At 69.0% G+C, this 25,197-nt stretch carries 26 protein-coding genes; 12 read left to right on the plus strand and 14 right to left on the minus strand.

Features of this window, described 5'->3' with window-relative positions; genetic code table 11:
* Nucleotides 1-43: 43 nt before the first annotated feature.
* The 4 genes from J2728_RS13515 to J2728_RS13530 form a co-directional block, all read right to left on the minus strand.
* Nucleotides 44-1,132: a helix-turn-helix domain-containing protein gene (locus tag J2728_RS13515; protein ID WP_309999868.1), complete on the minus strand. Its 1,089-nt coding sequence runs from the start codon at nt 1,130-1,132 to the stop codon at nt 44-46.
* A 184-nt stretch (nt 1,133-1,316) separates the two neighbouring features.
* A complete protein-coding gene (ptsP, locus tag J2728_RS13520; RefSeq protein ID WP_309999870.1) occupies nt 1,317-3,581 on the minus strand; it encodes a phosphoenolpyruvate--protein phosphotransferase in 2,265 nt (754 codons plus the stop codon).
* A gap of 224 nt (nt 3,582-3,805) precedes the next feature.
* Nucleotides 3,806-4,213, minus strand: a complete 408-nt coding sequence (locus tag J2728_RS13525) for a glycine zipper 2TM domain-containing protein (RefSeq protein ID WP_309999871.1) — start codon at nt 4,211-4,213, stop codon at nt 3,806-3,808.
* A gap of 69 nt (nt 4,214-4,282) precedes the next feature.
* Complete coding sequence (locus tag J2728_RS13530) at nt 4,283-4,957, minus strand: TetR/AcrR family transcriptional regulator (RefSeq protein ID WP_309999873.1); 675 nt, start codon at nt 4,955-4,957, stop codon at nt 4,283-4,285.
* Nucleotides 4,958-5,016: 59 nt separating this feature from the next.
* Here J2728_RS13530 and J2728_RS13535 point away from each other — a divergent pair, with 59 nt between their 5' ends.
* Complete coding sequence (locus tag J2728_RS13535) at nt 5,017-5,370, plus strand: darcynin family protein (protein ID WP_309999874.1); 354 nt, start codon at nt 5,017-5,019, stop codon at nt 5,368-5,370.
* Between the two features lie 4 nt (nt 5,371-5,374).
* On the opposite strand, the gene J2728_RS13540 is transcribed toward J2728_RS13535, so the two are convergent.
* Complete coding sequence (locus J2728_RS13540; protein WP_309999877.1) at nt 5,375-6,313, minus strand: DMT family transporter; 939 nt, start codon at nt 6,311-6,313, stop codon at nt 5,375-5,377.
* A 191-nt stretch (nt 6,314-6,504) separates the two neighbouring features.
* Between J2728_RS13540 and J2728_RS13545 the strand changes: the two genes are divergently transcribed.
* On the plus strand, nt 6,505-6,948 hold the full coding sequence (locus J2728_RS13545; protein ID WP_309999879.1) for a nuclear transport factor 2 family protein: 444 nt from the start codon (nt 6,505-6,507) through the stop codon (nt 6,946-6,948).
* Between the two features lie 36 nt (nt 6,949-6,984).
* Here the strand turns inward: J2728_RS13545 and J2728_RS13550 are convergent, their stop codons facing one another.
* The 3 genes from J2728_RS13550 to J2728_RS13560 all read right to left on the minus strand — a co-directional run bounded on the left by J2728_RS13550 (nt 6,985) and on the right by J2728_RS13560 (nt 9,648).
* The gene (locus J2728_RS13550; protein ID WP_309999881.1) at nt 6,985-7,719 is read right to left on the minus strand and encodes an AraC family transcriptional regulator; all 735 of its coding nucleotides are present in this window, start codon (nt 7,717-7,719) and stop codon (nt 6,985-6,987) included.
* An 18-nt stretch (nt 7,720-7,737) separates the two neighbouring features.
* The gene (locus J2728_RS13555; RefSeq protein ID WP_309999883.1) at nt 7,738-8,202 is read right to left on the minus strand and encodes a hypothetical protein; all 465 of its coding nucleotides are present in this window, start codon (nt 8,200-8,202) and stop codon (nt 7,738-7,740) included.
* Between the two features lie 198 nt (nt 8,203-8,400).
* Entirely contained in the window at nt 8,401-9,648 is a 1,248-nt protein-coding gene (locus J2728_RS13560) for an aspartate kinase (protein ID WP_309999884.1), read from the minus strand.
* Nucleotides 9,649-9,817: 169 nt separating this feature from the next.
* On the opposite strand from J2728_RS13560, the gene ubiG reads away from it, so the two are divergent.
* The 5 genes from ubiG (at nt 9,818) to J2728_RS13585 (ending at nt 15,146) form a co-directional block, all read left to right on the plus strand.
* Nucleotides 9,818-10,576: a bifunctional 2-polyprenyl-6-hydroxyphenol methylase/3-demethylubiquinol 3-O-methyltransferase UbiG gene (gene ubiG / locus J2728_RS13565; protein WP_309999885.1), complete on the plus strand. Its 759-nt coding sequence runs from the start codon at nt 9,818-9,820 to the stop codon at nt 10,574-10,576.
* 37 nt (nt 10,577-10,613) lie between these two features.
* Nucleotides 10,614-11,000, plus strand: a complete 387-nt coding sequence (locus J2728_RS13570) for a hypothetical protein (RefSeq protein ID WP_309999886.1) — start codon at nt 10,614-10,616, stop codon at nt 10,998-11,000.
* A 119-nt stretch (nt 11,001-11,119) separates the two neighbouring features.
* Nucleotides 11,120-12,130: a glycine zipper domain-containing protein gene (locus J2728_RS13575; protein WP_309999887.1), complete on the plus strand. Its 1,011-nt coding sequence runs from the start codon at nt 11,120-11,122 to the stop codon at nt 12,128-12,130.
* A 120-nt stretch (nt 12,131-12,250) separates the two neighbouring features.
* A complete protein-coding gene (locus J2728_RS13580) occupies nt 12,251-12,556 on the plus strand; it encodes a glycine zipper 2TM domain-containing protein (protein ID WP_309999888.1) in 306 nt (101 codons plus the stop codon).
* 271 nt (nt 12,557-12,827) lie between these two features.
* Complete coding sequence (locus tag J2728_RS13585) at nt 12,828-15,146, plus strand: glycoside hydrolase family 31 protein (RefSeq protein WP_309999889.1); 2,319 nt, start codon at nt 12,828-12,830, stop codon at nt 15,144-15,146.
* 21 nt (nt 15,147-15,167) lie between these two features.
* Here the strand turns inward: J2728_RS13585 and J2728_RS13590 are convergent, their stop codons facing one another.
* The 5 genes from J2728_RS13590 to J2728_RS13610 form a co-directional block, all read right to left on the minus strand.
* The gene (locus J2728_RS13590) at nt 15,168-15,944 is read right to left on the minus strand and encodes a DUF4019 domain-containing protein (protein ID WP_309999890.1); all 777 of its coding nucleotides are present in this window, start codon (nt 15,942-15,944) and stop codon (nt 15,168-15,170) included.
* Between the two features lie 75 nt (nt 15,945-16,019).
* Entirely contained in the window at nt 16,020-16,454 is a 435-nt protein-coding gene (locus J2728_RS13595; RefSeq protein ID WP_309999892.1) for a DUF1178 family protein, read from the minus strand.
* A gap of 19 nt (nt 16,455-16,473) precedes the next feature.
* Complete coding sequence (locus J2728_RS13600; protein ID WP_309999895.1) at nt 16,474-17,310, minus strand: carbon-nitrogen hydrolase family protein; 837 nt, start codon at nt 17,308-17,310, stop codon at nt 16,474-16,476.
* Complete coding sequence (gene grxC, locus J2728_RS13605) at nt 17,307-17,561, minus strand: glutaredoxin 3 (protein ID WP_309999898.1); 255 nt, start codon at nt 17,559-17,561, stop codon at nt 17,307-17,309. Before grxC ends, J2728_RS13600 begins: the two co-directional genes overlap by 4 nt.
* Before the next feature lie 28 nt (nt 17,562-17,589).
* The gene (locus J2728_RS13610) at nt 17,590-18,381 is read right to left on the minus strand and encodes a ComF family protein (protein ID WP_309999900.1); all 792 of its coding nucleotides are present in this window, start codon (nt 18,379-18,381) and stop codon (nt 17,590-17,592) included.
* On the opposite strand from J2728_RS13610, the gene J2728_RS13615 reads away from it, so the two are divergent.
* Both J2728_RS13615 and J2728_RS13620 read left to right on the plus strand, forming a co-directional pair.
* Entirely contained in the window at nt 18,380-19,291 is a 912-nt protein-coding gene (locus J2728_RS13615) for a methyltransferase domain-containing protein (protein ID WP_309999902.1), read from the plus strand. The genes J2728_RS13610 and J2728_RS13615 overlap by 2 nt on opposite strands.
* A 179-nt stretch (nt 19,292-19,470) precedes the next feature.
* A complete protein-coding gene (locus tag J2728_RS13620; RefSeq protein WP_309999904.1) occupies nt 19,471-19,938 on the plus strand; it encodes a DUF6265 family protein in 468 nt (155 codons plus the stop codon).
* 13 nt (nt 19,939-19,951) lie between these two features.
* Here J2728_RS13620 and mutT read toward each other — a convergent pair whose 3' ends face one another.
* Nucleotides 19,952-20,356: an 8-oxo-dGTP diphosphatase MutT gene (gene mutT / locus J2728_RS13625; RefSeq protein WP_309999906.1), complete on the minus strand. Its 405-nt coding sequence runs from the start codon at nt 20,354-20,356 to the stop codon at nt 19,952-19,954.
* A 105-nt stretch (nt 20,357-20,461) separates the two neighbouring features.
* Here mutT and J2728_RS13630 point away from each other — a divergent pair, with 105 nt between their 5' ends.
* From J2728_RS13630 to J2728_RS13640, 3 genes are all read left to right on the plus strand, one after another.
* Nucleotides 20,462-20,911, plus strand: coding sequence for a nuclear transport factor 2 family protein (locus J2728_RS13630; RefSeq protein WP_309999909.1), 450 nt, complete (start codon nt 20,462-20,464; stop codon nt 20,909-20,911).
* A 368-nt stretch (nt 20,912-21,279) separates the two neighbouring features.
* Nucleotides 21,280-22,704: a DEAD/DEAH box helicase gene (locus J2728_RS13635; protein ID WP_309999911.1), complete on the plus strand. Its 1,425-nt coding sequence runs from the start codon at nt 21,280-21,282 to the stop codon at nt 22,702-22,704.
* A gap of 224 nt (nt 22,705-22,928) precedes the next feature.
* Complete coding sequence (locus J2728_RS13640; protein ID WP_309999913.1) at nt 22,929-25,193, plus strand: sensor histidine kinase; 2,265 nt, start codon at nt 22,929-22,931, stop codon at nt 25,191-25,193.
* Nucleotides 25,194-25,197 lie beyond the last annotated feature (4 nt).

Raw genomic sequence — 25,197 nt, forward strand, 5'->3', positions numbered from 1 at the left:
GATAGAAGGGCCTTGCCCGCCCCTTCTCCCCTTGCGGGAAGGTTTACCGCGGAGGCGTCGCCGCCGGGGCGGCTTGCGCCACGGCCGGAGCCGCCGGCGCGACCTTCGGCGCGGGGACCAGCTTGCCGAGCGCGGTCGAGGCGGACGGCAGGTGGCTGACCAGCGCGCCGCCGTAATAGACCTCGAAAACCATCGGGTCGGAGACGTCGGCGATCAGGCCCGGCGTGCGGGGCGCGCGATAGGCGTCGCCGGCCGCCAAGGCGCGAGCGAAATAGACCTGGCCATCGACGCCGCGCACCACCAGGGTCGCGGCCTTGCGGGCCTGTAGCACGACGCCGGAGCCTTCGCCGGACGCGGCGCCCATCATCGCGCCCTTGGGCTTGAACGGCGCGCCGACCTTGATCTGGTGCGCGGGATCGACGATGCCGGCCTTGGCCTCGGCCTCGGCCCGCGCCTTGGCGGCGGCCTTGGCCGCGTCGACCGAGCCGCCGTTGGCGGCGGCGTCGTCGAGGCCGGGGGTCTTGTAGGGCTCGGGCGTGGTCGACTCGACCGGGGCGGGCAGCGGCGCGCCCAGGGCGACCGAGCTGTTGTTGGCGTGGGCCTGGACCTGGGTCGAGGCGGCGGCCGGGGCGATCTGGGGCGTCGGCGCGTCCTTGGCGATGGCGCGCTGGGCGACGTTCCACAAGAGGATGGCGCCGACCACCAGCACCCCGCCGGCGAAGATCAAGGCCAGGCGCGGATCGCGCTCGCGACGCACGCCCACGGGCGCGCGCAGCTCGCCGCCCTCGTCGGGGGCGTCGGTCTTGAAACGGGCGACGGCGGCGTCGGCGTCCATGCCCAACAGAGCGGCGTAGGCGCGGACATAGCCGATGGTGAAGGGGCGGGAGGGCAGCTCGTCCAGGCGCATGGCCTCCAGCGCCTCGACATAGCTTTGACGGATGCGGGTGGCGTCGGCGACTTCGCGCAGGCTCAACCCCCGCGCTTCACGGGCGGCCTTCAACGCCTCGCCGATGTCGGCGGGCTCGTCCTGAATGGGCGCTTCCACCGCGACATCGGCGGCGTCGAACGGCGCTTCGTCGGTCTCGACGTCGTCGAGATGCAAACGCTCCACGTTGCCCATATCTCGCGGCATACTGACTAAGCGCCCCCGAAAACCGCCTGAAACTCAACTCGTCTGGCGCCGATCGCCGGTGAAGCTAGGCGGCTTCCCGACTCCATCATGCACGAAATTCTTAACGAGTGTTTGTGGGTAGCAAACTAAGTATCCGGATTCAATGTACTTACCGGCCACGCTTGCCTAACCGCATAACAGCGTTCTACACCGCGACGTAGAGCTTTCGCGCCAGCGTCTCGATCTCGCCGCGCAGCGATCCGCCCGAGCCCTTCAGCAGGGCCTCGACATTGCGCCGAGCGGCCTCGCGGTCCAGCGACAGCACCATCTGCTTGACCGGACCGATGCCGGCCGGCGGCATCGAAAGACGATCAAAACCCAGCGCCACAAGGGCGAAAGCCTCCAACGGACGCCCCGCCATCTCGCCGCAGACCGACACTTGAGTTCCCGTGTCGGCGCAGGCCTGCTGGATCGTCTTCAGCGCGCGGAGGGCCGCCGGCGACAGAGGATCATAGCGGTCCGAGACCTTCGGATTGCCCCGATCGGCGGCGAACATGTACTGCATCAGGTCGTTGGTGCCGACCGAAACGAAGTCGGTCATCGGCAACAACGCGTCCAAATGCCACAGCAACGACGGGGCCTCGATCATCGCCCCGACGTCCAGGCGCGACGGCGCGGGACGGCCGCGCTTCAGCGCCCAGGCGACCTCTTGGTCGACGAACGAGCGCGCGGCGCGGAATTCGTCGACATTGGCCACCAGCGGGAACATCACCCGCAGAGGCCGGCCATTGGCGGCCTTGATCAGGGCGCGGATCTGCATGCGCAGCAGGGCCGGACGATCCAGGCCCATGCGCACGGCGCGCCAGCCCAGGGCCGGATTGTCCTCGCGCTCCAGCTCCATGTACGGCAGCAGCTTGTCGCCGCCGAGATCGAGCGTGCGGAAGGTCACCGGCATGCCGTCGGCGGCCTCCAGCACCTTCTCGTAGAGGCTGGTCTGGGCCTCCAGGCGCGGCAGCTCCTCGGCGACCATGAACTGGAATTCGGTGCGGAACAGACCGATGCCCTCGGCGCCCGTCTCGGCCAGGATGTCGAGGTCGACGGCCAGGCCCGCGTTCATCAGCAAGGTGATCTTGGCGCCGTCCTTGGTGATCGGCGGGGTGTCGCGCAGGCGGGCGAACTCGGCCTTGCGCTGGGCGCGGACCTCCATCCGGACCTTCAGCGCCTTGACCACGTCCGGACGCGGCCGCAGCCAGGCTTCCTGGGTCTCGGCGTCGACGACCACGGGGTCGCCTTCGCTGACCCGGTCGCGCAGGCCCGCCAAGCGGCCCACGCACGGGATATCCAGCGCGCGAGCCACAATGCCGGCGTGGCTGGCGGCGCTGCCTTCCTCGAGAAGGATGCCCTTCAGCTTGGTGCGGTCGTATTCCAGCAGGTCGGCCGGACCCAGGTTCCGGGCGATCAGGATGGCGTCGTCGGGCAGCTGGCGCACGTGGTGGACGTCGCCAGACAGGTGGCGCAGCAGCCGGTCGTTCAGGTCTTCCAGGTCGTGCAGCCGCTCGCGCAGATAGGGATCGCGGGCCTGGCCCAGGCGCGCCCGGTGCTCGGAGCGGACGCGCTCGACGGCGGCCTCGGCGGTCAGGCCCGAGCGCACGGCCTCCTCGAGGCTGCGGTTCCAGCCCCGGTCGTGGGCGAACAGGCGATAGGTCTCCAGCACCTCGTACGAGGCGCCGACCAGGCCGTGCTGCCCTTCCAGCATCTCGTCGATCTGGGTCTGCAGGGCCTCGATCGCGTATTTGAGCCGGGCCTCCTCGGCCAGGGCGTCGTCGGACAGCAGCTGTTCGGGAGCGACCGGCTGCTCGTGCAGCACCGCCACGCCGTAGGCCAGGCCCTCGGCGAAGCGCGCGCCCTTCAGCCGCTCGGGCTTGTGGGGCGCCAGCTCGACGTCCTTCAGCTCGTCGGCGCCCAGGAGCTCGCTGGAGCTGACCATCTCGGCCAGCACCATGGCGATGATCTGCAGATCCTCGACCTCTTCCTCGTCATAGACCCGCTCGGTGCGGTTCTGGACGACCAGCACGCCGATGGCGCGACCGCCGCGCAGCAGGGGCACGGCCAGGAAGGCGTGGTAGGGGTCTTCGCCCGTTTCCGGACGGTATGAGAATTGCGGGTGGCTGGCGGCGTCGGACAGGTTCAGCGGCCGGCCCAGGCGCATGGTCTCGCCGACCAGGCCCTCGCCGGGCTTCAGCCGGGTGACGTGGACGGCCTCGCGGGCCAGGCCCTCGGTGGCGAACAGCTCCAGGTCGCCCGAGGCGCGGCGCAGATAGATCGAGCAGACTTCCGCCACCATCGAGATGGCGATGGTGCGCACCACCATGTCGAGCTTGGCCTGCGCGGGGCCGCCCCCGGCCATGGCCTCGCGAATCTGCCGAAGCAGGCTTCGTGGTCCTCGAACGGCTATGCCGGATGCCGCCATGAGCCTTAAGCGCGCTCCCTAACCCAGAAGCGGTTGGCCTTGCATGACGCTCGCCCGAACCACTCCGTCCTCAACAGGGGGCTATAGCAGATTTCGCCGCCGCGATACCCGCCGCGCGCAAGGGAACGACGTTTAGGTGCGGCGGCACGAAAAAGCGCCGCCCCCGATGGAGGCGGCGCAGTCTGCTCGCGGGAGGAGGGATCGAAACTCCGACGAGGAAGGGGCTAGCGGCGATAGCCGTAGGCGTAGCGGTTGTCGTAGCGGTTGTCGTAGCGGTCGTAGTAGCGATCATCGCGACGGTCGTAGCGGTCGTAGGCGTAACGGTCGTTGCGATAGCCGGTGTTGTAGTAGCGGTTGTCGTAGCGCGGCGCGGTGCGATAGCCGTGGCTGTAGCGACGGTCGTGCTTGTCCTTGGCCGTGGTGGCGCCGAGCGCCGCGCCGGCGACCGCGCCGATGGCGACGGCGTCGGTCTTGCCGTTGCCGAGGGCCGCGCCGGCGACGCCGCCGATCACCGCGCCCAGGATGGCGCGCTCGGTCTTCTCGCCGGCGAAGGCGGCCGTGGCGGGAGCGACCAGGGCGCCGGCGACGGTGACGGCGATCGCGGTCTTGGTGAACTTGCCGAGGGTGGTCATGGCGGGTCTCCTATCTCTGTTGATAGGTGTTCTAGACCCCCGCGTCTGAACCCGATCGGGACCGGCCGTTCAGGTGGGGTTTAGGTTCGAAGCGGCGCTTTCGGCGGCCGCTTCGAAGGTCAGATAGCCAAACACCGCCCGCCTCAGCCGTCTGGAAAGCCCGTCGCGATCGGGCGCGCGCTCGCGACCTTCGGCGTCGACCAGGGCGCGGGTCAGATGGAGAAGATCGGCGGCGGCCTCGGTCAGGTCCAGTCCGACCATGACGCCCTCCCCGCGCCGCAGAACCCCGACGATCGCGTCCAGCATGGCCTGCTCGGCGACCGCGGTCTCGGCGTCCAAGGGCAAGCGGCCTTCCTCGAAATCCAGGATCCGCGCCAAGTTCGGCAGGTCCAGCTGATGCCCCACCGCGGCCGCGATCAAGCGCGACACCGCCTCTCGCCAATCCTCGCCCGGTCGTTCGGCGACCGCCTCGGCGACCTCGGCGGCGAAGCGCGTGGCGTCGCGTCGCACCAAGGCGGCCATCAGCGCGTCCTTGCCGGGGAAGTACTGGTACAGCGAGCCCACGCTGACCCCAGCGACGGCCGCCACGGCGTTGGTGTTGAAACGCTCCAGCCCCTCGCACTCCAGAATGCGAGCCGCGCCGTCCAGGATCACCTCGACCGTGGCGGCCGAACGCTTCTGACGCGGGCGTTTGCGGGGGCTCAGGGGGTCTTCTCCCCGCCCCTCGGGATGCGAGTAGGCCATATGTGATGAAAAGCTCACATTCATGGCGCGGTCAATGACGGCCGCGACCGGAGAACACCATGAGCCTTCAACCTCAAACCATGACGCTCTTCATGCTGGTGCGGACCACGCCCGCCTGGCTGGCCCTGCCGCCGAAGGAGCGCTTCGCCTTCTTCGACGCCCATATCGATCCGCTGCTCGCCGCCCAGCCGGCGGTCAAGCTGCGCTTCTACGACGCCGAGTTCTACGACGCCCGCGTCTCGGACGTGCTGGTCTGGGAGACCGCCGACCAGGCGGCCTATCGCGCGATCGTCGAGGGCCTGCGCGAGACGCCGTTCTGGGATCACTACTTCCACATCGTCGACATCATTCCGGCGATCGAGAACGCCTATGCGGACCACTACGACGCCAAGCTGATCGGGGCGGCGGCGTAAGCGCTCACGCCCGATGGCGGCGCGCCGACCACAGCACGCCGGCCAGCATCAGCACGATGGCCGCGTTCTCCAGAGGGCGCGGCCAGCGGCCTTCATGCAGAAAGCCGTAGAGCAGCGCGAACACCGTCTCGAACACGATCAGTTGGCCCGATAGCGATAGCGGCAACAGGCGGCTGGCGGCGTTCCACAGGCCGTTGCCGATCACCGAGGCGCCGATGGCGACGGCGAAGCTGACGCCCCAGAAGAGGCCCCAGGCGCTCGCCGCGTGCGTCTCGCCCCCGACGGCGAAGGCCGGGACCACGATGACCAGGGACAGCAAGCCCGTCGCGACGCCGGTCAGCAGCGACCATTCATGGCTGTTGAACTTGGGCGTGGCGGCCAGGCGCCGGGCGTTCCAGACGGCGTAAGCGGTCCAGACGGCCAGGGCCAGGAGCGCGCCGGAAAGGCCGACCAGCGTCCGCCCCGCGCCGGCCCGTCCAGCGGCCGCGAAGGCGTCCAGGTTGATGCAGACCCCGCCGGCGACGATCAGGGCCAGGGGCGCGATCAGACGACGTATCGGCGTCCCCTGCCCCGGCCCTTCTTTCCTGGAGGGGGCGCCGACCAGGGTGATGGTCACGGGCAGCAGGCCGATGACCAGCGAGGCTAGGGCCACGCCGGCGCTCTGCACGGCCACGGCCAGGCCGACATAGTAGATCAGGTTGCCCAGCAGGCTCAGCAGCAACAGGTCGCGCCAGTCGCGGCCGTCCATCCGGGCCATGACGGCCTTCCAGTTGGGCGCCAGCAGCACCGCCGCCGCAAGGCCATAGGCCAGGTACCGCCCGGCCGTGGCCTGCAGGGGCGTGAAGTCCGAAAGCAGCTTCGGCGCCAGGAACACCCCGCCCCAGAACGCCCCGGCGATGACGCCGCACAGCAGGCCGAGAAGGAGGTTGCGGGGAGTGGTCATGGCCCTGGAGTTAGCAGGCGGGGCGACGGCTGACTTTGGTGAAAACTCCTGGAGCTTTGGCGATGGCTCGCGTGCTCGAATTGAACGCACACGTTCAAAGAACGATGGCTTGCCACTCAAGCGTCGCTTTTCGTAAGGAGCTTGGCGTCCCGCCAGGATTCGGCGCCAACCGATCGCCATCGGAGCCTTCCATGATCGCCGCCATGCTCGCCGCCCTGCTGTTCAACGGCGCCGCCACGCCGGCGATGGATCCGGCGGCGGTGAAGGCGGTCGAGGCCGTGGCCTACGACTATGTCGACGGTCAATTGGAGGGGGATGTCGCGCGCGTCACCCGCGCTTTGCATCCAGACCTCGCCAAGCGCGCTGTCCGCGGGAAGCCCGATCCCGACGAGACCCTGGCTTTGCGACGCATGAGCCGAGACGAGCTCATCGACCTGACGCGGCAGGGGGCCCTGAAGACGCCGCGAGAGCAGTGGGACCGTAGCGTCAGGGTGCTGGACATCGCCGGCGACGCGGCGGTGGCGCGTGTCGAAACCTCGTGGTTCGTCGACTACCTCAATTTCGGACGGTTCGGAGAGCGCTGGGTCATCGTCAACGCGCTGTGGCACGCCAAGCCTCGCCCTGCCGCGAAATAGGCCTCACGGTCGCCGGCGCCCGCGCGGACGGTTTATTCAGCCCCGTCTCCCGCGCCACGCCCCCGGCGTGACGCCCAGCATCGCCTTCATGCGCTTGGTCAGAGCGCTCTGATCGCCGTGCCCGGTGCGCGCGGCGATCTCGGCGATCGATAGGCTGGTCTCGGACAACAGACGTTGTGCCGCCCGCAGGCGCGCATCCATCAGGGCCGCATGCGGTGTCATGCGATAGGCTTCGGCGAAGCGCGCGAAGAAACGGCTCTGGCTCATGCCAGCCTCGCCGGCGAGATCGCGGACGGTGAGGGGCTGGTCGAAGCGCGCCTCGATCATCGCCGCGGCGCGCGCCAGGCGCGGATCGACCCGGATCGGCGCGGCGGAAAGTCCGCGCAGCAACAGCGGCGTCCACAGACGGGCGACACCGGTCTCGATCGCGCCGGGCGCCTCGCCCGACAGGAAATCCAGCAGTCCCCGGACCGCGCCGGTGACCGGGGCGAAAGGGCGCTCGCGGAGGCGCTCGAAGGGCTTCATCAGGTCGCCGCCGATGTCGGCCACGACGAACAGGTTCTCGCCCGAGGCGGCGAAGGCGTGGCGCACGCCGGGTGGCACGACCGCCGCGCGGCCCGGATCGACCCGGCCGCCCTTGCCGTCGATCTCCATCTCCAGCACGCCCCGGCGCGGCAGGACGATCTGGTCGAAGGCGTGAGCGTGCTGCGGCGCGTCCTCGCCATAGCGGCGGAACGACAGTTCGGCGGGCGCGGTCAGGGCGTGAGCCATGCCGCGACTATAGCGGGATCAGCCGTGCCCGGGCAGGGCCAGCGGCTCGTCGGCGTCGGCCACCAGGCGTCTTGCCTGTTCCAGCGCCGCCTCGATGTCGCTTTCGATGAACTCGACCTGCAGGTCGGTCAGCGGATGCGGGGCGGCGACGACGTCGCGCAGATAGGTTCGGCGCTCGGCCTCGGTCATGGTCCACCAGCCCACGGTGTGGCCTTCCTCGATCACCGCGTCGCCCATGGCCAGCAGGTCGTCGGTGTCGAAGATCGGCTGACCGGGCTTTTCCGGGAACCACTGGCCGTCGTCCGGCAGGGCCTTGTCCAGCTTGTTCAGCAGGGCGGCCAGCCACGGGCTGACCAGCAGCGGCTTTTCGTAGCCGTCGCCGAACTTGGCGCGCAGCAGGAGGTCGTAGAGCAACTCAAGTCCCGCGTCGCCGTGGAAGGTGACGGTCTTGGCTTCGGGATCGAACTTGAAGACGTCGGACATGCGGGCTTCTTACGGTGCTTTCGAGGGCTTGCGCCCCTCATAACGTCCGAAGGCGACGTTTTGTCGAAGGAAAGGCGAAAGCGCCCCCTCCCCCGCTTCGCGAGGGAGGATGGGTGATCGTCCTCCTCACCCGTGGAACGGGGGAGGTGGCGCGAGGCGAAGCCTCGTGACGGAGGGGGCGCTCCCCTCCGCCTCAAATCAGAGCTGGTCCAGCCCGTACACGGCGTGCAGGGCGCGGACGGCCAGCTCGGTGTAGGCCGCGTCGATCAGAACCGAGATCTTGATCTCCGAGGTCGAGATGACCTGGATGTTGATGTTCTTCTCGGCCAGGGCCGCGAACATCGACTGGGCGACGCCGGCGTGGCTGCGCATGCCGACCCCGATCACCGACACCTTGGCGACGTCTTCGTTCACCGCGACGTCCTCGAAGCCGATCTCGGTCTTGGCGGCCTGGACGATCTCGACGGCGCGGGCGGCGTCACGCTTGCCGACCGTGAATTCCATGTTCGCGGTCGCGTTGGTGCGCGCGCGCGACTGGACGATCATGTCGACATTGACGTTGGCGTCGGCGAGACGGCCGAAGATCTGCGAGGACACGCCCGGATGGTCGGGCAGGCCCAGCAGGGTGATCTTGGCTTCGTCGCGGCTGTAGGCGACGCCCGAGACGATGCGCTTTTCCATGATTTCTTCCTCGTCGCAGACGATCGTACCTTGGCCCGGGGCTTCGCCCGGTTCGACGAAACTGGACAGCACCCGCACCGGGACGCGATGGGCCATGGCCATCTCGACCGAGCGGGTCTGCAGAACCTTGGCCCCCAGCGAGGCCATTTCGAGCATCTCCTCGTAGGAGATCTTGGCCAGGCGCTTGGCCTTGCTCTCGATGCGCGGATCGGTCGTGTAGACACCGTCCACGTCCGTGTAGATGTCGCAGGCGCCCTTCACGGCCGCCGCGATCGCCACGGCCGACGTATCCGAGCCGCCGCGACCCAGGGTGGTGATCCGGCGCTTGGGGGTCACGCCCTGGAAGCCGGCGATCACGGCGATCTCGCCGTTGGCGAAGCATTCCTCGAGGTTCTCCGGCGGGATCTCCTCGATCCGCGCGCGGCCGTGGGCCTCGTCGGTGATGATCGGCACCTGCCAGCCCAGGAACGAGCGGGCCTTGTGGCCCATGTTTCGCAGGGTCATGGCCAACAGGCCGGCGGTCACTTGCTCGCCCGAGGCGACGACGGCGTCGTACTCGTCGTCGGACTCCGGCAGGCCTTGCGCGGCGCGGCCGGCGCCGTCGGTCCAGGCGACCAGTTCATTGGTCTTGCCCGACATGGCCGACACGACCACCGCGACCTCTTTACCCGTCGCCACCTCGGCGGCGACCAGGCGCGCCACACGGCGGATGCGCTCCAGGTCGGCCACCGACGTGCCGCCGAACTTCATCACCAGACGTGACACGTCCTTGATACCTCGACACTTGGTTATTTCTTGCGCCCACACGGCGGGAACCCTCCCCTTCGCGCAAGCGAAGCGCCTTCTAGCGGCGCGATGGCGCAACGGCAATGTCGCGCTCACGTCTTTTTTGCGGGATCGTGGCGAGCGTCGGCGTCCGTGCTAGACAGGCCACATGACGCAAGCCGCCCCCACCTCCCCCTCCTGGAGCATCGACCCGGCCGACGTGGCCCGCTTCTCGGCCATCGCCGCCGAGTGGTGGAACCCCAAGGGCAAGTTCGCGCCGCTGCATGTGTTCAACCCTTGCCGCCTGGCCTTCATCCGCGAGCAGGCCCTGGCGCGGTTCGGCCGCGACGGCGACGCGCGCATGCCGTTCGACGGCCTTTCCTTGCTCGACATCGGTTGCGGCGGCGGGCTGCTGAGCGAGCCGATGGCTCGACTGGGCTTTGCCGTCACCGCGATCGACGCCTCGGAGAAGAACATCAAGACCGCGGCGACCCATGCCGCCGAGCAGGAGCTCAAGATCGGCTACCGTCCCGCCACCGCCGAGCAGCTGCTGGCCGAGGGCGCGGGGCCGTTTGACGTCGTCCTGACCATGGAGGTCATCGAGCATGTCGCCGATCCGGGCGCGTTCCTGCGCACCTGCGCCAAGCTGCTCAAGCCTGGCGGCATCATGTTCGTGGCCACGCTGAACCGCACGCTGAAGGCGCTCGCGCTCGCCAAGATCGGGGCCGAATACGTGCTGCGCTGGGTGCCGCCCGGCACCCACGACTGGAAGCAGTTCCTCAAGCCCGAGGAGCTTCGCGCCTTCATGGCCGGCGAGCCCGTGGCGATGCAAGGCCCGTTCGGCGTGGCCTACAACCCGCTGACCGGCCGCTGGAGCCGCTCGGCCGACACCGACATCAACTACATGATGACGGTTACCAAGGATTGAGCCAGACTGACCTTGCGATGTCCGCGCGAGGTGTCTGATGCCCCTGTTCCTGGCCCTGCTTGCCGCGGCCGTCCTGCCGGGACCGATCAGCGGCGATTTCGATCACGACGGCAAGGCCGACACCGCGCGAATCCTTCGCGCGGGCGAGCGCGGCTATGTCCTGGAGATCTCGCGGGGCGCGGCCCCTAAGGCGCCTGTCCGGATCGAACTGCGTCGCTATCCGCCGAACTATATGGTTCCCGCCGAGAACAGCGGCGCGGTGGCGACCTCTTGCGGCAAGGGGGTCGGAGCCCGGACCGAGCCGTGCCCTCGAGCCTCCGTGCGGGTGACCCGTGGCGACCTCCTATTCGGCAGCGCCGAGGCCAGCGAAGCCGTCCTCACCTGGGACGGGCGGACCTTCCGCCAGGACTGGCTCAGCGACTGACGCACGGAACCTTCGCCCCAACCTACGCCTTTACGTCTCCGCAGGGACACAGCGCCCCGGATTGGCGACCTGGTGTCGGGGGTCAGCCGTCGATCCGTTCGATTTGAACGGAGACTCAAATGACTTCCAAGACCTTGGCCGCGGCCCTGGCCGCCACGGTGGCCTTCGGCGCGATCACCCCCGCCCTGGCCCAGACCTCGGCGTATCAACAGAGCCTGCAACGCTATGATGACCAGCGCGCCAACTACTATGAGCGCGTGGCCGAGTACCGCGAACGTCAGGCGGCATACGAGCGTGACCGCGCCAACTACCTTCAGGCCCGCGACGACTATGACCGCCGCTATGGCCGCGGCGCCTATGACCGTCGCTACCGGACCGAGGCCGACCGCTATCGCGCGGCCCAGTACCGCGAAAGCGCCGCCTACCGCGCCGAGCAGGCCCGGTTCGAGCGCGACCGCGCCAACTACGAGCGCGCCCGCTACAACTATGATCGCCGCCATGGCCAAGGCGCCTATGACCGCCGCCACCGGGCCGAGGCCGACCGCTTCCGCGACAGCGGCTACGCCAGCAACGGCGGCTATGACAGCCAGCGCGCCCAGTGGGAACGCGACCGGGCGGAGTACGAGCGCGCCCGCGCCGACTATGACCGTCGCTACGGCGGCGGCGCCTATGATCGCCGCTATCCCGACTACGCCACCCGCTACAACACGCCCTATGCCGGCGGCCCCTACAGCCTCGACACCAGCGCCAACGTCGTCAATCGCGACGAGTGCCGCCACGACGCCAAGCGCAACGCCACCGTCGGCGGCGTGATCGGCGCCCTGGCCGGCGCGGCGCTGGGCTCCAACGTCGCGGCCCGCAACGCCAAGACCGAAGGCTCGGTGCTGGGCGCCCTGGTCGGCGCGGGCGTCGGCGCGGCGGTCGGCAACGCCTCGGCCAAGTGCGACACGCGTGGCAACTACTGGACCTACGAAGAGACGCAGCCCTATCGCTACGCCGACGGCCGCTACGCCCAGGCCAACGAGCGCTGCCGCCTGGCGCCGGCCCCGACCGAGTACAACGGCCGGGTCGAGACCCGGTACGTGCGCGTCTGTCCTGACTCCGACGGCCGCTATCGCGTCGAGGGCTAATCGCCCAAGCGCCCAAGCGCCCAAGCCAAACCGTCGACTGCCCGACTTTAGGGAAACCGGCGGCGCGCTTGGGCGTTTACCCCCACGAGGGATCCAGACAATAACAATCGGAGAGCCGCCATGCGCCCCCGTCTCAATGCACTCGTCCTGGCCACCGTCGTCGGCTTCACCGCCAGCAGCGTGGTCGTCACCGCCGCCAACGCCCAGTCGCGCGAACGCTATCGCGTCCTGGTCTGCAACAAGTCGAAGGCCAAGAACGGCGCCATCATCGGCGGCCTGGGCGGCGCCCTGCTGGGCAACACCGTCGCCGGTCGCGGCAACAAGACCGAAGGCGCCCTGCTGGGCGGCGCGGTCGGCGCGGTCGCCGGCCACGAGATCGGCAAGGGCAAGAAGAAGTGCCACTACGAGTACCGCTATCGCCGGTAATCGACTGGCTTAGGGTCGGAATGACAAGGGCGCCAGGCCAAAGGGCTTGGCGCCCTTTCATGTTTCGGAACCTCCCCCTGGCGTCCAGACACGCGGTCGGTCCGTAACGTTGGGCAAGGAGAACGCCATGCCCAACACGCCGCTCGCCCTTGTCGCCATCTAAGACCACGCGCCCCCTTTACGACCGCCGCGAGACCAGGCAATTGTACGACAATTGTCGGAGTATTGTCGCCGCGTCAGCTGGCCGCCCGACATCGAGGGAGGCGACGGCATGCGACGTTCCAGGACGAGCGGGATCGGGTTGATGGCGCTGATGGCGGCGGCGTTCGCCGTCTGCGAGGCCGGTCCGGCGTTGGCCCGCGCGCCCGCCGCCGCTCAGGAGGCCGCCGTCCGAAAGACCGCGACCGGCGTCGAGATCCGCCTGGCCGACGGCATTCTCCGGCTGGATCCCTGGTCGGACAATATCGTGCGGGTCCGCTTCTCGAAGACCGAGGCCTGGACCGGAAATTACAATCCCGCCGTGATCGCCCAACCCGGGAAGGTCGATTGGACGCTGGAGACCGGCGCCGACAAGGCCACCCTCAAGACCCCCGCCCTCCAGGTCGTCGTCGATCAGGCGTCCGGGGAACTGACAGTGCTCGACGCCAAGGGCCAGCGGGTGACGCGCGCCCGGCCCAGCGACACGGACGCCGGCCCCTCCGTTCAGCGCTTCGAGCTGGACTCACAGGAAGCGATCTACGGTCTGGGGCAGCATCAGGCCGGCCAGTTGGACTATCGCGGATCCAGCGTCCTGCTGCAGCAGATCAACACCGACGTCGCCGTGCCGATGGCGGTGTCCTCGCGCGGCTATGGCGTCCTCTGGAACAACCCGGCGACCACCCGGGTGGACGTCGCCAGCCCGCAATACACCCACAGCCTGCGGTTCGCCTCGGAAGCCGGCGGCGGCGTGGACTATCACCTGATCGTCGGTCCCGAGATCGACCAGGTGATCGCCGGCTATCGCGGCCTGACCGGCCAGGCGCCGTTGATGGCGCGTTGGACCTGGGGCCTATGGCAATCCAAGGAGCGCTACGAGACGCAAGACGAGACCCTGTCGATCGTCCAGCGCTACCGCCAGATGGGCGTCCCGTTCGACGCGGTCGTGCAGGACTGGCAGTACTGGGCGCCCGGCGGCTGGGGCAGCCACCAGTTCGACGCCAAGCGCTTCCCCGACCCGGCCGGTCTGGTGAAGGCGGTCCACGACCTAAACGCCCACATCATCATCTCGGTCTGGCCGCGCTTCGACCTGACCACCGCCAACCATGACGAACTGCGCAAGGCCGGCGCCCTGTTCGCGCCGGCCTATCCCAATGTCTATCCGGCCGGCGAGGGCCGCTGGTACGACGCCTGGTCGGAGAAGGGCCGCGAGATCTACTGGAACCAGATCATGCGAAACCTCGGCCGATACGACTTCGACGGCTGGTGGCTGGATGGCTCCGAGGCCGAACTGGGCGGCAAGCCCGGCCAGATGTCGGCCCTGACCACCGCCGCCGGTCCGGGCGCGGAGACCTTCAACAGCTATCCGCTGCTGCACACCAAGGCCGTCCATGACGGCATGACCCGCGACATGCCGGGCAAGCGGGCCTTCATCCTGACCCGCTCGGCCTATGCCGGCCAGCAGCGCAACGCCGCCATCACCTGGTCGGGCGACGTCAACGGCGACTGGCACACCTTCGCCAAGCAGATCCCGGCGGCCCTGAACTTCTCGGCCAGCGGCATTCCCTATTGGTCGGCCGACATCGGCGGCTTCTTCGGCGGCGATCCCCAGGACCCCGCCTATGCCGAGCTCTTCACCCGCTGGTACCAGTTCGGGGTCTTCAACCCGATGTTCCGCGTCCACGGCACGGGCAAGGGCAAGGCGCTCTGGGACTTCAAGCCCGACACCCAGGCGCGCCTGATCGCCTACGACAAGCTGCGCTATCGCCTGCTGCCCTACATCTATTCCACCGCCTGGGACGTGACCCAGCGGTCAGGAACCATGATGCGGCCCCTGGTCATGGACTTCCGGAACGATCCGAACGCGCTGCGGCTGACCGACCAGTACATGTTCGGCCGCGCCCTGATGGTCAGCCCCGTGGTCCAGCAAGGCGCCGACCTGCGAACGATCTACCTGCCCAAGGGCGACTGGTACGACTTCTGGACGGGGGCCAAGCTCACGGGCGGCAAGACCCTGGCGGTCAAGGCCGACATCGACACGATCCCGGTCCACGTCCCGGCGGGGACCATCCTGCCGCTGGGACCGGTGCTCAGCTACGCCGATCAGCCCAGCCAGGAGCCCCTGGAGATCCGGATCTATCCGGGCCGCGACGGCCGCTTCGAGCTCTATGACGACGCCGGCGACGGCCACGCCTACGAGAAGGGCGAGCGGGCCACGACCCTGCTGACCTGGAACGACGCGGCCAGGACCCTGCGCCTCGGGGCGCGCGAGGGTCGCTATCCGGGCATGAAGCCGGTCCAGCCGCTGAAGGTGGTCTGCGTCCCGACCGGCAAGGCCCAGGAGGTGCGCTACGCCGGCGCGGAGACCAACCTCGCCCTGCCGGACTGCCGGTAGGGCGAGGCCGCCTCGCGGTCCCTAGCGAATGAAGTAGCCGTAGATCTTCCAGTCGCCGCTCTCCCTGGCCAGCACCACCGTCTCGACGGCGTCGGCCTTGTTGGCGAAGGTCGTGGCGAACTGGATGATCTTGTAGTCGCCGTCGGGCACGCCGGGCAGGCTGCGAGCGCTCGACACGTTCTTGACCAACCGCGAGCCCGCCGCGCCCAGGCTCTGACGCAGCGTCCGAGCCGTCTCGGTCCAACGCGCCTCGTCGATCTGGGATTGGAAGAACGCTCCGGACGTCTTCCAGCTATCCGCCCAACGCTTATCGTCCAGCAGCTTGGCCCAAGATCGCGCGAACTCCACGCCAGCCTTGTCCGACGCCGGATCGGCCGCGGCATAGGCCACCGGCGTCTTGGCCGAGGTGGCCTTGCCGTCACCGTGCGGAGCCATCGTTATCGCCACCGCGGCGACCATCGCGAGCATCATCACCATTCCTCCAGAGAGCCAGACGAGGGGCGACCCCAAGCGTCGGCGTTGATCTGACGGGCGGTGTTCTGGGCCTGAGGTGGCGGCCTGGGCGACCTCCAATTGCTTGTCCCCCAAGAAATTTGGGCCCTCGGCCCGCGCCAGCACCCTGGCCGCCTCGCGGCTGCTGCCGACGCCGAGCTTGCGACGCGCCTCGCGCAAGCGCTCGTTGACCGTGTGCACGGACAGCCCCAGCGCCGAGGCCGCCGACTTGGCGTCGTGGCCCGCCAGGAGCAGCCGCAGCGTCTCCTTCTCGCGCTCGGTGAGCGTCTGGGACCGTTCATTCATCGCGGAGCGCCTTTCAACGACCGGTGGCAGTCTAGCGAGACACACCAGAGTCGGCCAAGGTTCGCCGCGCGCCGCCTAGTTGACCTCGGTCTTCTTCGGCGGACCGGGCGGCAGCGGGGCTACGCGGACGCCGTCCTCGACCAGGGCCTTCACCTCGGTGGGCGAGGCCTCGCCGTAGATGCCGCGTTCCTCGGACTTGCCCTCGTGGATGGCGCGGGCCTCCTTGGCGAAGGCGTCGCCGACATAGTCGAACTTATCTTCCACATAGCGGCGGACCTCGCCCATGGCGGCCATCATCATCTCGCGCATCTTCGGGTCTGGCGCGGGCGTGGCGCGCTGGGCCTTCGTGCCGGCGACGGCGGGGGCCATGATCTGCTTGGAGACGCCATGCGAGCCGCAGACCGGGCACTCGACGAGCCCGCGCGCGGACTGGTCGTCATAGTCCGCCGACGAGCCGAACCAGCCCTCGAATTCGTGAGTCTGATCGCACTGAAGCGCGTACTTGATCATCGACTAAAGATGGGACCCTTTACGGCCCAGCAAAAGGCCGAGCGTTCTTGAGCACGGGGATCGCGGCGCGCGCCTTGTCGGCGGCGGCCAGATCGAGGTCCGCCATCAGCACGCCGGGCTCATCGTGGTCAAGCTTTCCGAGCACCTCACCCCACGGCCCGATGGCGATCGAGCGGCCCCAGGTGCCGCGGCCGTCCTCGTGGAAGCCGCCTTGCGCGGCGGCGATCACGAACGAGCCGGTCTCGATGGCGCGGGCCCGCAGCAACACGTCCCAATGCGCCTCGCCGGTCGGGCGGGTGAAGGCGGCGGGGGCCGTGATCACCGTCGCGCCGGCCAGGGCCAGGGCGCGGTGCAGGGCCGGAAAGCGCATGTCGTAACAGATGGTCAGGCCGAACTTCGCGAGCGGCGTATCGACGACCACCGCACGCTCGCCGGCCGTATAGGTCGCCGACTCCCGCGCCGTCTCGCCGGTCGGCAGGTCGACGTCGAACATGTGCAGCTTGTCGTAGGTGGCCACGATCGCGCCGGTCGGGTCGATCACGGCCTGCCGGTTCGCCGCCTTTCCATCCTCGCGGCGGACCAGGGCCGAGCCGACGTCGATCCAGGTCCCGGTCTCGGCGGCGATCTCGCGCAGGCCGTTGACCACCGGATCGTCCTCGAGCGCGGTCAGGGTGGGCAGCAGCTTGGCGCGGTCCTTCTGCAGGACGTTCGTGCACTCCGGCGTCAGGACGAACTGGGCGCCCTGCCCGATCGCCTCGCGCACCAGCGGCGCGACGTGCTCCAGCGCGGCCGCGTGCGTGGCCGGCGTGCGCGTCTGGATCAGGCCGACGCGAAGCGTGCCCCCATGCTCCGTCATGCGGCGAGAAGCGGGTCCAGCTTGCCCTGCTCTTCCAGGGCCATCATGTCGTCGCAGCCGCCGATGTGCTGGTCGCCGACGAAGATCTGCGGGAAGGTGTTGCGGCCCGAGCGCTGCATCATCTCCTGGCGCAGGGCCGGGTCCATGCCCGCCTCGATCTCGGTGAAGTCGGCGCCCTTCTCGTTCAGCAGCGCCAGCGCGCGCGAGCAGTAGGGGCAGAAGGGGCGGGTGTAGATGGTGACTTTGGCCATGCTCTGACTCGTAGGTGTTCCGACGCCCTCATATAGGACGCGCTTGGCCTTCTGTAACGCGGGCGACGACGGATAGGCTCACGCTGGCCGCGCCGGCCGCCAGCAGGGCCCGCGCGCAGCCTTCGGCGGTGGCGCCGGTGGTCAGAACATCGTCGACCAGCACGATCCGTTTGCCCTCCACCCGATCGCGCTTGCCCGGCGGGACGGCGAAGGCCGCGGCGACGTTGCGGCGGCGGCCCGAGGCCGACTTGCCGCCCTGGCTGGCCGTGTCCCGCTTCCGGTTGAGGGCGTCCGGCAGATAGGCCAGCCCCGCCATCCGCGCCAAAGGCCGGGCGATCTCGGCGGCCTGGTTGTAGCGACGGCGCAGCAGCCGGGCGCGGTGGATCGGCACGGGGACGATCGCGTCCGCCTCGGCCAGCAGGTCCGCCGAGGCCCGAGACAGCCAGCGCGCGAACAGGCCCGACAGGTCCGTGCGGTCGGCGTGTTTCAGCTTCAGGATCAGCTCGCGCGAGTGCTCGTCATAGACGCAGGCCGCCCGCGCCCGCTGGAACGCCCGAGGCTTGGCCTGGCACGCCGGACAGCGCGTCTCGGCTTCATAGGCTTGCGCCAGGCCGCAGCCGTCGCAGACCGGGTCGTCCAGGAAGGTCACCTTGGCAAAGGCGCCGGCCGAAAGCCCGCCGGTCAGGGCCGTCTCGCCGTCCAGGCTGGCGGGCGGCAGGAGGAAGTCCAGCATCCCGCGCCCCAGCTCAGTGAAAAACGGACGCGCCTGGGCCGGCGCGGCTTTCCATGTCGATCGCAAATCGCCATGTTCCGCGCCCATGACCGCCTCGCCCCTTCTGTTCGACCGCGCCCTGCACCGGGCCCGCCTGGACCGCGCCGCGCCCGACTACGCCGCCGCCGATTTCCTGAAGGAACGGGCGGCGCAAGACGTGGTCATGCGGCTGGAGACGATCCTGCGACGCTTTCCGGTCGCCGTCGACCTCGGCGCGAGAAACGGCCATTTTTCCAAGGCGTTGGAGGCCAGTGACGCCCGGGCCAACATCGATACGCTGATCGAGACGGACCTGTCGGGACGGATGCTGGGCGGCCGGAACGGCTTGCGCGTCGTGGCCGACGAGGAGCGCCTGCCGTTCGGCGACGCGACGCTGGACCTGATCGTCTCGACCCTGTCGCTGCACTGGACCAACGACCTGGTGGGCGCCCTGATCCAGATCCGCCGGGCGCTGCGGCCCGACGGGCTGTTCGTCGGCGCGATCTTCGGCGGGGCCACCTTGACCGAATTACGCCAGTGCCTGCTGGCGGCCGAGTCCGAGCTGACCGACGGCGCCTCCATGCGCGTCTCGCCGTTCGCGGACGCCATCGACGCGGCGGGCCTGCTGCAACGGGCCGGTTTCGCCCTGCCCGTCGCCGATGTCGACCGGGTCAAGGTCCGCTACGCGCACCCGATCAAGCTGCTGCAAGACCTGCGCGCCATGGGCGAGACCAGCGTGCTGCTGGACCGCTCGCGCAAGCCGCTGTCCCGCAAGGTGCTGTTCCGCGCCATGGAGCTTTACGTCGAGCGCTTCGCCGAGGCCGACGGCAAGGTCCCCGCGACCTTCGAGATCGTCTCGGTGACGGGCTGGGCGCCCCACGAGAGCCAGCAGAAGCCCCTGCGGCCGGGCTCGGCGAAGATGCGGCTGGCCGACGCGCTGGGGGTCAAGGAGCAGCCGGCGGGGGACAAGGCGGGATAGGCCTCGAAAGCGGGGTCTGTTATCAATGGCGAGCGATCCAAAACACGCGCATCCGCTAGCCGGAGAATGAAGTGCCTCGCATTCTCGCTCTCGCCACAGCGCTCGCGCTCGCATCGTTCTCGCCAGCCTATGCCTCGGCCGCGGACGGGCCTGAATCGGCGGCGAGAAACCCGCGATCCATGATCAAGCTGCGCGTGGAGGGTCGGCCGGGCCCATCCGCCACGCTCGCCGACGTCGCGTGGCTGGAGGGGCGCTGGATAGGCCAAATGCCGGAGGGCCCGGTTGAGCACGTGATCCTCGCGCCCCGCTTCGGGCAACTGCCGGGGTTTGTCCGGGCCGTAAATCCCCGGGGCGTCATATTCTACGAGATCTGGATGCTCGCGGAGGCTGGAGGCTCTCTCACCAATCGCGTGAAGCACTTTTCGCCGGCGCTCGCCGGATGGGAGGCGCGGGAAGCCTATATCGACCGCCCACTCGTCGACCGAGACGCCACCAATCTGTTCTTCGACGGGGCCACCTACTCCCGGACCGGGCCAGACACCTTCACGGTCTATTTTCTCAATCGTTCAGGCGAGAAGGAGCTTGAGACGATCGTGATACCGTTCACGCGGATGTCGACGGATCGCTCCCTTCCCACGCGCCACTAACGGGCCACGCCCCTCACAGCACATCCCGCAGCCACGCCACCAGCGGCTCGTCGGCCGGCGGCATGGGGTAGTCGGAGAGCTTGTCGGGCTTCACCCAGGCCAGGCCGGCGTGCTCCTTGCGGGTCACCTGCCCTTCCCAGCGGCGCAGCAGGTAAAGCGGCATCAACAGGTGGAAGGTCTCGTAGGTGTGCGAGGCGAACACGAAGGGCGCCAGGCACGCCTGGGCGACCTTGATGCCCAGCTCCTCGTCCAGCTCGCGGATCAGGCATTGCTCGGGCGTCTCGCCGGCCTCGACCTTGCCGCCGGGAAACTCCCAGAGGCCGGCCAGCTGCTTGCCCTCGGGGCGCTGGCAGATCAGCACCCGCCCGTCGACATCGATCAGGGCGGCGGCGGCGACGAGGACGATGGGCTTGCTCATGGGTGGCGGTGTGGCGCGGCGAGCCCGGACTGGCAAGAGGTGGCTCGCCCCATCGGCGCCGCAATCACCCCCGTAAATCCTCTCGCTATTGGGAGGGACACCATCATGCGCCACACGATCGCGGCCCTGGCCGCCGTTACGACCCTGCTCGCCGCCGCTCCGGCTCTGGCCCAGGCCGCCAATCCCGAGGAACCCGCCGTGCGCGCGGTGCTGGAGCACTATCTGGCCGGCCACGCCACCGGCGATCCCAAGGAATTCCGCCAGGCCTTCCACGACGAAAGCCGGCTGATGTGGATCCGCGACAACGCCTTGGTCCAGCGTTCCGACGACGAGTACATCGGCGGCTCTTCTGGCAAGCCCGCCCCCGACGAGGCCCAGCGCAAGCGCTGGATCGAGTCGATCTCGATCACCGGCTCGGCCGCCAGCGCCAAGATCGTGCTGGACTACCCGACCGCCGTGCTGACCGACTACATGCAGCTGCTGAAGACCCCGGACGGCTGGAAGATCGTGCACAAGATCTTCGACGTGGCCCCCAAGGCCAAGCCGGCGGCGTAGGGTGACAAGATGCTCCCCCGCGATGCGGGGGAGCTGTCGCGGCAGCGACTGAGGGGGCAGGCGCCGTAAAGGCCGAGCTCGCCCCCTCCGGCCCTCTGGGCCACCTCCCCCGCGTCGCGGGGGAGGAACGTCGCATTTTCCCAAAACTTGACTTTCCCGCTGGGATAACTGATACGGGCCCTGCGCCACTCCGGCGCTATTGGCGCTCCAGCCGCGTGAGGGTCCGTTTTCGGGCCAGCCTGTCGAGCGCCTTGAGAGCTTTTCTCACCCGATCGCCCGTGCACGCGGGGCGCTCCCCGAACGATAGCCGAAGGGTTAGCCGTGCGAGGACGCATGGGCTGCGTCGGCGCACGAAAGAACCAACACACGTGACTCAATTTTCCGACCTTGGCCTGGCCAAGCCGCTGCTGAAGGCCCTCGCCGAAAAGGGCTACAAGGAGCCGACGCCGATCCAGGCCCAGGCCATCCCCGTGGTGCTGCAAGGCAAGGACCTCTTGGGCATCGCCCAGACCGGCACCGGCAAGACCGCCGCCTTCGCCCTGCCCATCCTGCAACGCCTGGCCGAAGACCGTAAGCCGGCCCCGCGCCGCGGCTTCCGCTGCCTGGTGCTGTCGCCGACCCGCGAGCTGGCGACCCAGATCGCCGAGAACTTCAAGGCCTACGCCGTCCACATGGGCCTGTCGGTCCACACCATCTATGGCGGCGTGAAGTACGGCCCGCAGATGAAGGCGCTGGCCGGCGGCATCGACGTCCTGGTCGCCACCCCTGGCCGCCTGATGGACCACATGGCCGAGAAGTCGGCCATCGTCTCGGGCACCGAGATCTTCGTGCTCGACGAAGCCGACCAGATGCTGGACCTGGGCTTCGTGGTGCCGATCCGCAAGATCGCCAGCCAGCTGACCAAGAACCGCCAGAACCTGTTCTTCTCGGCCACCATGCCCAGCGAGATCGGCAAGCTGGCCGGCGAGCTGCTGAAGGACCCGGTGCAGGTCTCGGTCGCGCCGCAGGCCACCACGGTCGAGCGCATCGACCAGCGCGTCCTGTTCATCGAGGCCCAGCGCAAACGTCCGCTGCTGGCCGAGCTGTTCGCCGACAGCAGCTTCTCGCGCACCATCGTCTTCACCCGCACCAAGCGCGGCGCCGACCGGGTGGCCAAGTATCTGAACGCCGCCGGCATTGAGGCCGCCTCGATCCACGGCGACAAGACCCAGGGCCAGCGCGAGCGGGCCCTGGCGGCCTTCAAGGCCGGCGAGATGCGGGCCCTGGTGGCCACCGACATCGCCGCGCGCGGCATCGACGTCAACGACGTCAGCCACGTGATCAACTACGAGCTGCCCAACGTGCCGGAGGCCTATGTCCACCGGATCGGCCGCACCGCGCGCAAGGGCAAGGACGGCATCGCCATCAGCTTCTGCGCCGATGACGAACGCAACCTGCTGAAGGACATCCAGAAGGCCACCCGCCAGACGATCCCGGCCTTCGACCGTCGCAACGACAAGCAGCTGGCGGCGGCCGCGGCCGTGGCCGACAAGCTGGTCCCGGCGGAGAAGTACGTGGATCCGCGCCGCGCCGACCCGCGCAACGACGTGCCCTCGGAACTACGCCGCAAGCGCAACCGCAATGGCAATCGCAATGGCGGCGGCGGTCAGAAGGGTCCCCAGGCCCAAGGCCAAGGTCGCGGCCAAGGCCAGGGCAAGCCGCAAGGCCAGAAGGCCGCCGGGGGCGGCAACGGCTTCCGCGGTCCCAAGCGCCCGCCGGCCCCGGCCGAGAAGCGCTGGTCACCGATCGACTAGAGCCTGTCCGTTTCTGATGGAAACATCAGAAACGGATAAACAGGCTCGCCTCTAAAAGTTGGAGCGTGGCGGGCGCCGAAACCGATCACACTTTCGGCTGCCACGCTCCAGAACCGCCATGCCCGGGCCTGCGACCTTTTGTTGCAGGCCCCCGCAACGGCAACCGCTATAGGGTTTGCCCCTCGCTTTAGGCCGGCCGACAAGCCGGATGGGGGGCCAACGGAATGGGCGGGAGCGAGCCCAGCGCCACGCCTGGACTGACCATGCTCGCCCGGGGCGAGATGGCCGAGCGCGTGCGCGCGTTCGACTGGTCCGCCACGCCCCTGGGCCCGATCGAAACCTGGTCCCCCAGCCTCAGGTTCGCCGTCGACATGGTGCTGACGACCCAGCTGCCCATGGCGCTCCGCTGGGGCCCAGAGCTGGTCCTGCTCTACAACGACGCCTATGCGCCGGCCCTGGCCGAGCGCCATCCCGAATATCTGGGCGTGCTATTCAAGAATACGTCCGCGGACTTCCAAGCCTCCACGCGGGCGCTCTACGCCGACCTCCTGAGCGGCGCCAGCCGGGGGTTCGTCTTCGAAAAGCTGCCGTACAAGCTGATGCGGACCGACCGCCAGGAGACCGCCTGGTTCACCGTCAGCTACAGCCCCGTGCCCGACGCGACCGCGCCCCATGGCGTCGGCGGCGTGCTGATCAGCGCCGTCGAGATCACCGAAACCGTCAAGGCCACGCAGGATCTGCGCGGCGCCGAGGAGCGGTACGCCCTGGCCCGCGAGGCCGCCGGCGTGGTCGGTGCCTGGGAATGGGACGTGCGGGCCAACAAGGTCTATGCCGACGCCCGCTACGCCGAGCTGCACGGCGTCGTGCCCCAACTCGCCGCGGCGGGCCTGCCGGTCGAGGCTTATACGCCGGCCGTCCATCCCGACGATCTCGACCGCATGATGCTGGCCGCCCAGACCTCGCTGCGAACCGGGGGCGATTTCTCCGAGGAATATCGGCTGGTCCAGTCCGACGGCTCGATCCGTTGGATCTATACGCGCGGCCATTCCTACCTCGGCGCCGACGGCCAGCCGGCCCGCAATACCGGCGTCATCGTCGACATCACCGAGCGAAAGCAGGTCGAGGCCGCCCTCGAGGCCGCGCGGGTGGACATCGACCTAGCCGCCCAGGCCGCCGGCATGGGTCGCTGGGACCACAATCCCTCCAAGGGCCTGCGGTACTGGGACCCGCGAGCGCGCGCCATCTTCGGCATACCGCCGGACGCGCCGCCCTTGACCTCGATCTTCGAGAAGACGGTGCATCCCGACGATCTGGCCGCCGTCCGCGCGGCGGTGGCGGCGGCCGTCGATCCGGACGGTTCGGGCCTGATGAACATGGAGTACCGGATCGTCCGCCAGAACGGCGCCCTGCGCTGGGTGGAGGTGTTCGGCCGCGCCTTCTTCGAGGGACGCGACTGCGTGCGCTTCGTCGGCGTGGTGTCGGACGTGACCGAACGGCGCGAGGCGATCGACCGGCTGCTACGCCAGGAAGAAACCCTGCGCCTGGCCATCGACGCCGCCGATGTCGGCACCTGGGACTACAATATCGAGACCGGCGATCTGGTCTGGTCGGACCGCGTCTACGCGATGTTCGGCATACTGGACCCGAGCGAGCCGCCCGACATCGGCGCGGTCCTGGACTACGTGCATCCGGCCGACGTGGACCGGGTCCGCGACGCCGTCACGCGCGCCATGGATCCCGCGGTCCGCGCCGACTACGCCAGCGAGTACCGGGTGATCGGCCGAGACGACCACGTCGAGCGCTGGCTGAACGCCAAGGGCAGGGTGTTCTTTGGCCCCAACGGGAGCCCCGCGCGGTTCGTCGGCGCGGCCGTCGACGTCACCGACCGCAAGCGCGCCGAGTTGCACCTGCGCCTGCTGGTCAACGAGATGAACCACCGGGTGAAGAACAGCCTGGCCACCATCCAGGCCATCGCCGCCCAGAGCTTCACCGACGCCCACTCCCTGCCCCAGGCCAAGGAGGCGTTCGCCGATCGCCTCGTCGCCCTGGCCGAGGCGCACGACCTGCTGACCCGTGAAAACTGGGAGGGCGCGGATCTGCACGAGGTGGCCCAGCGGCTGGCCACCCTGCACGGCGGCGCGGAGCGGTTCGCGCTAAGCGGCCCGGCCGTGCGGCTATCGCCGAAGACGGCGCTTTCGCTGTCGATGGCCCTGCACGAGCTGGCGACCAACGCGATCAAGTACGGCGCGCTGCATACGCCGCGCGGGCGTGTCCATATCGCCTGGAACGTCGCCACCGGCCAGGGCGCGGCGCGCCTGAAGCTCACCTGGACCGAGCGCGACGGCCCCCCCGTCACCCCGCCGGCCCAGCGCGGCTTCGGCTCTCGCCTGATCGAGCGCGGCCTGGCGGCGGAGCTGGCGGGCTCCGCCACCATCTTGTTCCGCCCCGAGGGCATCGTCTGCCAGATCGAGGCGCTGCTGGAGGCCTGAGCCC

Origin of the sequence: Caulobacter segnis (genome assembly GCF_031454995.1) — a bacterium.
GTDB classification, from domain to species: Bacteria; Pseudomonadota; Alphaproteobacteria; order Caulobacterales; family Caulobacteraceae; genus Caulobacter; species Caulobacter segnis_E.